Source organism: Devosia sp. (assembly GCF_040509215.1).
In the GTDB taxonomy this organism is placed as follows: Bacteria; Pseudomonadota; Alphaproteobacteria; order Rhizobiales; family Devosiaceae; genus Devosia.
In genome coordinates, this window is sequence record NZ_JBEVLL010000397.1 from 1 (window position 1) to 9712 (window position 9712).

9 protein-coding genes are annotated in these 9712 nt (G+C 60.7%); 2 read left to right on the forward strand and 7 right to left on the reverse strand.

Annotated elements, in window-relative coordinates; genetic code table 11:
• Positions 1–289: 289 nt before the first annotated feature.
• The 7 genes from ABW043_RS22035 to ABW043_RS22065 all read right to left on the reverse strand — a co-directional run bounded on the left by ABW043_RS22035 (position 290) and on the right by ABW043_RS22065 (position 7730).
• Positions 290–1213 carry a dihydrodipicolinate synthase family protein gene (locus ABW043_RS22035; RefSeq protein ID WP_353923340.1) on the reverse strand — a complete coding sequence of 308 codons (924 nt, stop codon included), beginning with the start codon at positions 1211–1213 and terminating at the stop codon, positions 290–292.
• Between the two features lie 21 nt (positions 1214–1234).
• Positions 1235–2275, reverse strand: coding sequence for an ABC transporter ATP-binding protein (locus tag ABW043_RS22040; RefSeq protein ID WP_353923341.1), 1041 nt, complete (start codon positions 2273–2275; stop codon positions 1235–1237).
• A complete protein-coding gene (locus ABW043_RS22045; protein WP_353923342.1) occupies positions 2268–3278 on the reverse strand; it encodes an ABC transporter ATP-binding protein in 1011 nt (336 codons plus the stop codon). Before ABW043_RS22045 ends, ABW043_RS22040 begins: the two co-directional genes overlap by 8 nt.
• A gap of 4 nt (positions 3279–3282) precedes the next feature.
• Positions 3283–4224 carry an ABC transporter permease gene (locus tag ABW043_RS22050; protein ID WP_353923343.1) on the reverse strand — a complete coding sequence of 314 codons (942 nt, stop codon included), beginning with the start codon at positions 4222–4224 and terminating at the stop codon, positions 3283–3285.
• A gap of 3 nt (positions 4225–4227) precedes the next feature.
• Positions 4228–5190 (reverse strand): ABC transporter permease, encoded by a 963-nt coding sequence (locus ABW043_RS22055; RefSeq protein ID WP_353923344.1) that lies wholly within the window; start codon positions 5188–5190, stop codon positions 4228–4230.
• 81 nt (positions 5191–5271) lie between these two features.
• On the reverse strand, positions 5272–6903 hold the full coding sequence (locus ABW043_RS22060; RefSeq protein WP_353923345.1) for an ABC transporter substrate-binding protein: 1632 nt from the start codon (positions 6901–6903) through the stop codon (positions 5272–5274).
• Between the two features lie 107 nt (positions 6904–7010).
• Positions 7011–7730 (reverse strand): FCD domain-containing protein, encoded by a 720-nt coding sequence (locus tag ABW043_RS22065; protein ID WP_353923346.1) that lies wholly within the window; start codon positions 7728–7730, stop codon positions 7011–7013.
• A 362-nt stretch (positions 7731–8092) separates the two neighbouring features.
• Here ABW043_RS22065 and ABW043_RS22070 point away from each other — a divergent pair, with 362 nt between their 5' ends.
• Together ABW043_RS22070 and ABW043_RS22075 are read left to right on the forward strand one after the other, a co-directional pair.
• Positions 8093–9100: a Gfo/Idh/MocA family protein gene (locus tag ABW043_RS22070; protein WP_353923347.1), complete on the forward strand. Its 1008-nt coding sequence runs from the start codon at positions 8093–8095 to the stop codon at positions 9098–9100.
• A gap of 8 nt (positions 9101–9108) precedes the next feature.
• Positions 9109–9712 (forward strand): SDR family oxidoreductase (locus tag ABW043_RS22075; protein WP_353923348.1); only part of this gene is annotated, 604 nt, incomplete at its 3' end.

Consider the following 9712-nt stretch of genomic DNA (forward strand, 5'->3'; position numbering starts at 1 on the left):
ACCTATATCCGCTACGAACAATTGCGCGCCATGAAGCGCGGCGCCCGCCAACTAGGCCTCAGCATCACCCAGCGCGAAGCCCTCTTCCACGACACGGCCCGTGGCCTTATCGATGCGGCGCGAACCGACGTCCGCGCCGCTCTGGCGTAGGGTGTGTGGGTAGCAGGTCAGGGCTGAGCGAAAACGGTAATTTTCGAGAACCGGACCGGAGCGTACGTTCGGTACGCGAGGACCGGAGGCGCAGAAAAGTGCCGTTTGCAGCCAGACATCACCTGCTTCACCGCATGCCCTAGATCGCGTCGAGGAAATTGACGCCGGTCAGGCCGCGTTCCGCCTTGAAAGCACGGAACTCGGCCTTGAGCTTTTCTTCCTCGGCCTCGGTGTAGAAATTGCCGAACGGCTTGCGGCAATAGCCGGCATCAGCCCCCTGCCAGGCCATGGCCCGCTTGATCGCCGCAATCGGATTGCGTGCCAACGTGAAGAAGATCACGGCATTGCCCACTTCCTGCAGCGCCTTGGCCTTTTCCATATCGCCCGCCGCCACCGCCGCATTCAGCGCCAGATAGACCTCGGGGATGGAATTATAAAAGCTGCCGATAATGCCGTCGGCGCCAAAGGCGAGGCCCGACATGGCCATCTCGTCGGCACCCGAATAGATGATGAAATCCGACCCGATCTCGGCTTTGATCCGCATGATCTCGTGATGCGTCGTCGCGGTATATTTGATGCCCTCGACACCGGGAATATCGGCCAGTTTCTTGATCAGGTCGAAACCAAACAGCCCCGCCAACGGCACGTTGTAGGCGCACATCGGCAGCCCGGTCGAAGCCGTAATGTCGGTATAGTAGGAGACGATCTGGTCCTGCGAGAAACCCCAATAAAAGGGCGGCACCGACGAGAGCGCATCCGCCCCCACCTTCTCGGCGTGCTTGGCCAGATCAATGGATAGGCTCGTGCTGATCGCCCCGATATGGGCAATCACCGGCACCCGCCCCTTCACCTCATCCGTCACCACCTCGAGCGCCCGCTTGCGCTCCTCGGGCGACATCATGAAGGCCTCGCCGGTGCTGCCGGTCACATAGAGCCCGTCGACACCGCGGTTGATGAGAAAATCGACGACGGCGCGCATGCGCCCCTCGTCAAAATTCTCGTTCTCGTCGAACGGGGTAACAAGCGCGGGCAACACGCCCTTGATCTTGGAAAGTGCGGACAATTCCGTCTCCGGGTTGAAAGGTCAGGCCGAAATGGCGACAGGCTCTTCCGTCGCTTCCGGCAAATCGATGAGATGGCAGGCGGCAAAATGCTCGTGCCCGCCGGTGTGATAGCGCTTGAGCGGCGGCACCACGGACTTGCAGACGTCCTTGGCGTAGCGGCAGCGCGGATGAAACGGGCACCCCGAGGGAGGATTGACCGGGCTCGGCACATCCCCCTGCAGAACGATGCGCTCGCTCTTCTTGTCGAGATCGGCCACCGGAATGGCCGAGAGCAGCGCCTCGGTATAGGGGTGGAGATTATTGGCAAAAAGGTCCTCGGAGCGACACAGCTCCACGACCTTCCCGAGATACATCACCGCCACCCGGTCACAGATATATTCGGTGACGCTGAGATCGTGCGTGATGAAGATATAGGTGAGCTTGCGCTCATCCTTGAGCTTCATAAGAAGCTGCAAAACCTGCGCCTGGATCGACACATCGAGCGCCGACACCGCCTCGTCGCAGACGATCAGTTCCGGCTCGATGCTCAGTGCCCGGGCAATACCGATACGCTGCCGCTGCCCACCCGAAAACTCATGCGGATAGCGATCCATATATTCGCGCCGCATATTCACCGCTTCGAGCAGATCGCCGATAATTTTCCGGCGCTCTTCCCGCGACTTCACCCCATACTTTTTCAGCGGATCTTCCAGCGATCCGAAGATCGTAAAGGCCGGATTGAGCGAGGAATGCGGGTCCTGAAAGACGATCTGCAAGCGCTTGCGAAACGGCACCAACCCCGCATTGTCGAGCTTGGTCAGGTCCGATTCCTCGTCCTGCGGCGAGCGATAGACGATCTCGCCCTCGGTCGAGCGCACCAGTTGCAAAATGGTCTTGCCCAGCGTGGTCTTGCCACAGCCGCTCTCACCCACCAGCCCCAGCACTTCCCCGCGATAAACGTCAATATCGACGCCATCGACGGCCCGCACATGGCCCACCGTGCGCTTGAACACGCCCGCCTTGACCGGGAAATGCGCCTTCACTCCGCGCAGGCGCAGGATAACGTCCTTGTTCTCAGCCATTGGGGACCAGCTCCTTGTAGCGCCAGCACATGACCCGATGGGTCGGCGTAATATGGGTTTCCTCGGGCATGGTCTGGCACTGCGCCACCGCGAAGTCGCAGCGGTCGGCAAACTGGCAGCCCTTGGGGCGGTTGAGCGGATCGGGCGTCGAGCCGCGAATTGCCTTGATGTCCTGGTTCTTCCCCTTGCCGAGCACCGGCACCGAGGCGAGCAGCGCCTTGGTATAGGGATGGGTCGGCTGGCGCAGAACTTCGTCCACCGTCCCCGCCTCGACGATATTGCCCATATACATCACGGCCACATCGTCAGCCAGTTCAGCCACCACGCCCATGTCATGGGTGATCAGCATGATCCCCGTCCCATGCTCGCGCTTGAGCTTGTCCATCAGCTCAAAAATCTGGGCCTGAATGGTCACGTCGAGCGCCGTAGTCGGCTCGTCGGCGATCAGCACCTTTGGGCTGCAGGCCATGGCCATGGCGATCATGGCGCGCTGCCGCATGCCGCCCGAATAGCGGTGCGGAAAGTCGTTCACCCGCTTTTCCGGCAAGGCGATGCCCATTTCCTTGAGCAGCGAAATCGCCTTCTGATGCGCCACCCGCCCCACCATTTTCATGTGGTATTTGAGGCTTTCCTTGATCTGGAAACCCACCGAATAGACCGGGTTCAGCGCCGTCATCGGGTCCTGGAAGATCATGGCGATCTCGGCCCCGCGAATGCGCCGCATATGCCGTCCGTTCTTTTCGAGCGCATGCAGCGGAATGTCGCCGCGGTCGGCGTGATAGATGATCTCGCCCTGCTCGATCCGCGACAGCGTCGGCAAAAGCTGCATGATCGAGGCGGCGGTCACGGATTTCCCGCAGCCGCTTTCCCCCACGATGCACAGCGTCTTGCCCTTCTTGATATCGAAGGACACCCCGTTGAGCGCCTTGTTGCAGCGGTTGTTGGTATAGAAGAACGTCTTGAGATCGCGCACGCTGATGGCGATGTCTTGAGTAGCGGTCATCGCATCACCCCTGCTGGCTCGGATCGGTCGCATCGCGCAGACCATCGCCGATGAAATTGACGCTCAGCACGAAGAGCGAAATCACCATGCCCACCGGCAGCCAGATCCACCAATTGGTCTGCAGCACGCGAATGTCCTGCGCCACGTTGAGAATATTGCCCCAGGTGGGAATGGAGAGCGGCACGCCGAGGCCGAGGAAGCTCAGCCCCGCTTCCTGCAGAATAAAGGCGGCCGTCGAGAGCGTGATATTGACCATGATCGGCCCCAGCGCATTGGGCAGCATATGCTTGTAGGCAATCAGCGGCCGGCTGAGACCAAAACTGCGCAGCGCCAGTACATACTCTTCTTCGCGCAGGCTCAGCATCCGCGCTCGCGCCATGCGGTAGATGCCGCCCCACCCGGTCAGGGTAAAAATCAGCATCAGGTTGACCAGCGACTGGCCCATGATCGAGACCAGCATCAGCACGAGAATGATCTGCGGAAACGACATGAAGATTTCCGAGACACGCATCGCCAGCGCATCGAGCCACCCGCCGACATAGCCGGTATAGACGCCGATCAACACGCCGATGATCGCCGCAAGGACAGCACTTCCCAGACCCACCAGAATGGAAATCCGGCCGCCATAGAGCACGCGCGCAAAAAGATCGCGTCCGGTCCGGTCCGTGCCGAACCAATGCTCCCAGCTCGGCGCCTGCAACATGCCGCGCAGGTCGATCTTGTTGGGATCATAGGGCGTCAGCAGCGGGGCAAAGATCGACGAGAGGATGATGATGGCAAAGACGATAAGGCCGAACAGCGCCAGGCGATTGTTGAGGAATTTCTTGACCGCACGCGAACCGCTACCCGAGGTGGCCAGGCCAGCCTCTTCGCGGGCGCGAATGCGGTCGAACTGGGCATCGAGCCGGGTACGGCGGCGTGTGGTGGGATAGTTGGGGCCTGACATGGACTATTCTCCCAGCCGCACGCGCGGATCGATCACCGCGGTCAGAATATCGACGATGAGGCTGGCGACGAGCACCGCCATGACCGAGAGCAGCGCGATGGTCATCACCACCGGATAATCCTGCGAACGCACCGCGGAGATGAATTCGTTGCCGATCCCCGGCCACTGAAACACCTGCTCGATAATCACCGAGCCGCCGATGAGAACCGGCAGGCGGAAGCCGATCAGCACCACAACCGGCGTCAGCGCCACACGAAACCCGTGCAGCAGGTTGACCCGCCATTCCGGCAGGCCCTTCGAGCGGGCGGTCTTGATGAAATCGCGGCTCAGGGCATCGAGCATGGACGAGCGCGCATAGCGCATCACGCCGGCGGTCAGCATGATCGAGAGCACCATGGCCGGCATCACCATATGCGGCAGCCGGTCCCACAGCGTCACATAGCCGGGCATGGAACGCCCCCCGACCGGAAACCATCCCAGGTTCAGCGCAAAGATCGAGATGGCAACGAGACCGAAGAAGAATTCGGGGATCGAGACGCCCAGCATGCCGATGACGGTCAGCGCGCTATCGGTCTTGCTGCCCCGCTTGAGAGCGCTGAAAACGCCGAGCAGGCTGCCGACCACGGTCGAAAACACCAGCGCCACCGCGGCCAGTTCCAGCGTCGCCGGCAGGCGCGTTGCAATGATATTGGCAATGGGCACGCCGCCACTCATCGAGTAGCCGAAATTGCCCTGCAGGAGATTGGTGAACCACGACCAGAACCGCACATGAAACGGCTGCCCGAGCCCCAGCGATTGACGCAGGGCCTCGAGCTGGGCCGGGTTCATGCTGCCTGCGGCATCGGGATTGATCATGTGGGAGACAGCGTCTCCCGGCGTGAGTTCAAGTCCCAGATAGACCAGGAAGCAGATGACAAAAGCCATCGGGATCAGGATCAGGACGCGCCTGATTATGTAGGTCAGCATCGTGTCTGGCCAATCCCCGTCAATAAAAGGAAAAAAGACGTGGGAGTATCGGCATTGCCGCCAATGCCCCCACAGTCAGGGTCAGTTCGTCGGATGCGGGAACTGGTTGATCCAGAGCATGCGGGTATAGGGAATGTCGATCGGGTAGACATTCATGTATTCAAGCGCTTCAAGGCCCGGCACGTCGCCGGCCACCTTGGTGTAGCCGAAGTCGGCCTTCTGGGCCTGGGCGTTGACCAGGAGGTTGCCGTCATTGTCGCTCGAAGGACGGGCGATGATCTGTTCGATCTTCGGCGTGCCCTTATGGTAGCCCTCGAACGGAACGAGCGTGGTGTAGTCGTTCATCACCACTTCATCGATCTTGAACGGGCCCGAGCCGATCGGCTTCTGCCAGAACGGCGCCTGCTGCAGCGTCACCGGGTCGACACCTTCGAAGTGCTTGGCCGGCAGCGGTGCAAACTGGCTGAAGGTCAGCAGCACGTTCGGGTCGAGCGTTGCGAACTTCACCGTCACAGTATTGCCCTCGGCGGTAACGCCGGCCAGCGTATCGGCCTCGCCCTTGACGAAGGCATCGGCCCCTTCGATCTTCTTCAGCGTCGACTGCACCACCGGATGGGTAACCGGGAATTTCGCCGCCGCGCCGATCGACCAGACGATATCTTCCGCCGTGATCGGCGCGCCGTCATGCCAGGTCAGGCCGTCCTTGAGCGTGAAGGTGAAGGTCAATCCATCTTCGCTGATCTCATAGGTATCGGCCATTTCGCCACCGATCGGGGTGAGCGCGCCATCGGCTTCAAGCACGGTGTCGAAGGCGAACTTGTTGGCCACCCAGATACCGAGGTTCTGCCACGGCACTTCGAAGAACTGCGCCGGGCCGGCATTGGTGTAGAGCACACCCTTGCCCGAGGCATCGGGATCGATCGTCCAGTTCTCGACGCCCCAGTTGTAGTTGTACTGCTCGTTGCCATAGGGGGCATCGTTGCGGTGGAGGCGGTCGCTCTCATAGGTATAGAGCTGCTGATAGTAGAGGGGGATCTGGTACACACTCTCATTGATGATGTGTTCCATCTCGAAGTAGCCCTCGCGCTGCACTTCGGGATCGGTCGTGCCGTTCACCTTGGCAACCAGCTCGTTCATCCGCGGAATGTTCGGGATCATCGGCTTGAGGCCATAGGCGTAGCGGTTGAAATATTCCTGCAGGGCCAGCGCGGCACGGGCGCCGTAGAGCATGTCCCAGGTCACCTTGGACGGCCCGTTCACCGGATCATCGGGCACCACGGAAATCTGCGAAGCGACATCGCCTTCAACCAGGCGATAGTTCATCGAAATCCCGACATCGGCGAGATAGGCCTGCAGCGCGGCCATCAGGTCGGCGGTCGCCTGGTCGGTATAGTAGTAGACCACATCAAGCTCGCGGCTCGAATCCCAGCCGGCTTCGGCCAGCAGCGCGCGGGCCTTGTCGGGATCATAGTCGTAGCGGATCAGATCGGTCGGCTTGTTCGGACCATCCGGAAGCATGCCGACGGCACGAACCGCCTGGCCTTCGAAAATGGTCTCGATGATGGTGTCCATGTCGATGGCGTAGGCAATAGCCTGGCGCACGCGCGGGTCGGACAATGGGTTCTCGTTGATCGGCTGGGCCAAGGCGGCACCGATCGCGGTCGTCGACATCAGCGCGGCAAGGCCGACGGCGATGAGCTTCTTGAATTGCATCTGCGTTCCCCTGTTATGAAACTTGTTCAATGGGTCCGGGCCGAATCCCCACTCGGTGACGCCGGACGATCGCGGTCTCCACACCGCTTGCAGTCAGTCGTTCTGGTTCACACCTCCGGGTCCTGATTGCTGTCCTCGAGTGGGGTCAGCACGTGATTGACGTAGATCGCGTAATTACGCGTCAGGTGTTTGGTCAGGATCGTGACGGCGGCCTCCGCGTCATGCGCGATGATGGCCTGGACCACGCCCTTGTGTTCGTCATTGCTGCGCCGGTTGTGGCTCACGACATCCTTCGGCCCCGGCCGCGACATCATCAGCCCACCCACGAACGCATCGTGCAGCGCTACGAAGATCGGATTGCCCGGCACTTCTGCCAGCGCCCGGTGAAATTCCACATCGGCGATCCGGAAGGCAGGCAAGTCGTCGAGCGCCTTGTCACCCTTCTCGATAGCCGCAACCATCTTGCCGATCTGGGCCGGCGTCGCCGACTGCGCCGCATAGCGGGCGAGGCTCGTTTCGAGAAAGAGCCGCGCCTGTTCCATATGTGCACCGCCCTCGGTGCCCCGGAAAAACAGCCCGGACGCGGCCGAAATGCTGCCCATCAATTGCGTGAGCGTCGGATAGGCCACCCGGGGCCGATATCCCTTGCGCAGCTCCACCAGTCGCATAGCTTCGAGACGCTTCACCGCCTCGCGGATTGTCGTCCGGCCCACGCCAAAGCGATCACACAGGTCACGCTCGGAAGGGAGCATGGCACCCACTTCGAGAATGCCCCCATGCACTTCCTCTGCCAGCATGCCGGCAATGTCAGCCGCACCAAAAGTCACTGCGTCCCCCTCCTGATCGCGCTTTACACGCAACCACGAAGCTGAATTTGGTGTCAAATTTTCCGACTTTGGTCGACCAAAACGACTAGATACGTTGAAAGAATTGAACTTTGAGGCTTCAGGAGTAGCTATTTTCGACATTTATGACCGCCCTCCTGAAAAATTTGTTTCACAAAATCGCACAGAAATTCAATTTCACGAAAGATAATTCTATGAAACTCGGAATTGGCGGCGAAACTCCCTCGTTAAACCGCGAAAACCGATGTTGACAGCTTAAGCTATCTCATTAACATAACAACATAGTTTTTTGGGGTGTCAAGCGGCATTCGAAAATTGCGCTTGATCCGAGGGATGGGGATCGAATGACGAGGGTTCTGATTATCGGCAGCGGCGGCATTGGCCGTCGCCACCTGCGCGGCTATGCGGCGACCGGGCGCGCCAGCCTCTCTATCGTCGAGCCGCACCCCGAGCGGCGCGCCGAGGCCGAAGCGATGTTTTCGCTCGTCGGCAGCTATGCCGATCTCGATGAACCCGACCTGTCGTCCTTCGATCTCGCCGTCATCTGTGCTCCGGCCCATCTGCATGTACCGCTCATGCTCAAATGCGCTGCAGCAAAGCTCCCCTTCATGGTCGAAAAGCCCCTCGCCGTGACCATGGAAGGCGTCGACGCCGCGCTCGAAGCGGTCGAAAGCGCCGGCATCCTCGCCAGGGTCGGCTATATCCGCCGCATCGCCCCCGAAGTGCTAGCAGTCCGTCAGCAAATCAATGACGGAAAGATCGGGTCGTTAAAGCTAGCCTACGTCAATTCCTCGCAGGAATTTCCAAAATACCGCCCCGACTTCCAGCGCACTTACTACGCCCGCCCGGAGATGGGCGGCGGCGCCATTCTCGATGCCGCCAGCCACACATTCGATATGCTGATCTGGCTCATGGGCCAGCCCGTCGCCGTCGGCGCCATGTATGATCGGCTGGTCCTCGAAGGCACCGAAACGGAGGATACATGCCTCGTAAACATCTGTTTCGAAAACGGCGCCATGGCCAATGTGACCATCAACCAGTTCCAGAAACCCAATATAAATCAGGCCTCTTTCATCGGCACATCAGGCAATCTCTTCCTTGAACACTCCGTCCTCAGCTTTGCCGACGACGATAGCGGCCAGTGGAAAGACCGCCACGATTACATGGACGGTCTCGTCCCGACCGAAGCCCATCAGGCCCGCTTCACCATCCAGGCGAACGCCATGCTCGACGCGCTCGAAGGCAAGCCCTGCCATCTCGCGACCCTCGGCGAAGCCCGCCAGAACCTCCAGATCGCCCTTGCCGCCAAGAAGTCCTGGCAAGACCGCGTCATCGTCTCGATAAACCGCTGAGGCCAAACATGTTTTCTCTTGAAGGCCGCAGCGTCCTCGTCGCCGGCGGCGCCGGTTACCTCGGCACCCCCGTCTGCCTGCTGCTCAAGGCACAGGGCGCCAATGTCATTATCGCCGACCGCGATATCGAGCGTCTCGAAGTCGCCCGTACCACAGTCGCGGCAGCGCCCGGCTCCGGTGGCGTCGCCACGCTGCCCCTCGACATGGCCGACGAAGCCTCGATCCTCGCCTGCGTCGACGGCGCCACCATGGCCTTCGGTGATCTCTCGGGCCTCATCGCCGCCACCGCCTTCAACTCCGGCAAGACGTTTGATGCCCTCGATGCCGAGACCTTCGACCTCGCCAACCGCATCAACCTCACCGGCGCCTTCCTCCTCGCCCGCGCTGCCGCGAGTAAAATGGCCCCCGGCGGCGCCATGGTGCTCTATTCCTCCATGTACGGCGTCGTCTCGCCGGACCCGAAGAACTACCCCGGCAAGATGGCCCCCAATGCCATCGAATACGGCGTCGGCAAAGCCGGCCTCAACCAGATGGTGCGCTACATGGCCGGCCACTATGGTCCGAAGAGTATCCGCGTAAACGCCCTCTACCCGGGCCCCTTCCCGCATGCCG

Coding starts and splice junctions, on each gene's coding strand:
- ABW043_RS22040 (WP_353923341.1), bottom strand. CDS start 2,275: ATGGCTGAGAACAAGGACGTTATCCTGCGCCTGCGCGGAGTGAAGGCG.
- ABW043_RS22045 (WP_353923342.1), bottom strand. CDS start 3,278: ATGACCGCTACTCAAGACATCGCCATCAGCGTGCGCGATCTCAAGACG.
- ABW043_RS22050 (WP_353923343.1), bottom strand. CDS start 4,224: ATGTCAGGCCCCAACTATCCCACCACACGCCGCCGTACCCGGCTCGAT.
- ABW043_RS22055 (WP_353923344.1), bottom strand. CDS start 5,190: ATGCTGACCTACATAATCAGGCGCGTCCTGATCCTGATCCCGATGGCT.
- ABW043_RS22060 (WP_353923345.1), bottom strand. CDS start 6,903: ATGCAATTCAAGAAGCTCATCGCCGTCGGCCTTGCCGCGCTGATGTCG.
- ABW043_RS22070 (WP_353923347.1), top strand. CDS start 8,093: ATGACGAGGGTTCTGATTATCGGCAGCGGCGGCATTGGCCGTCGCCAC.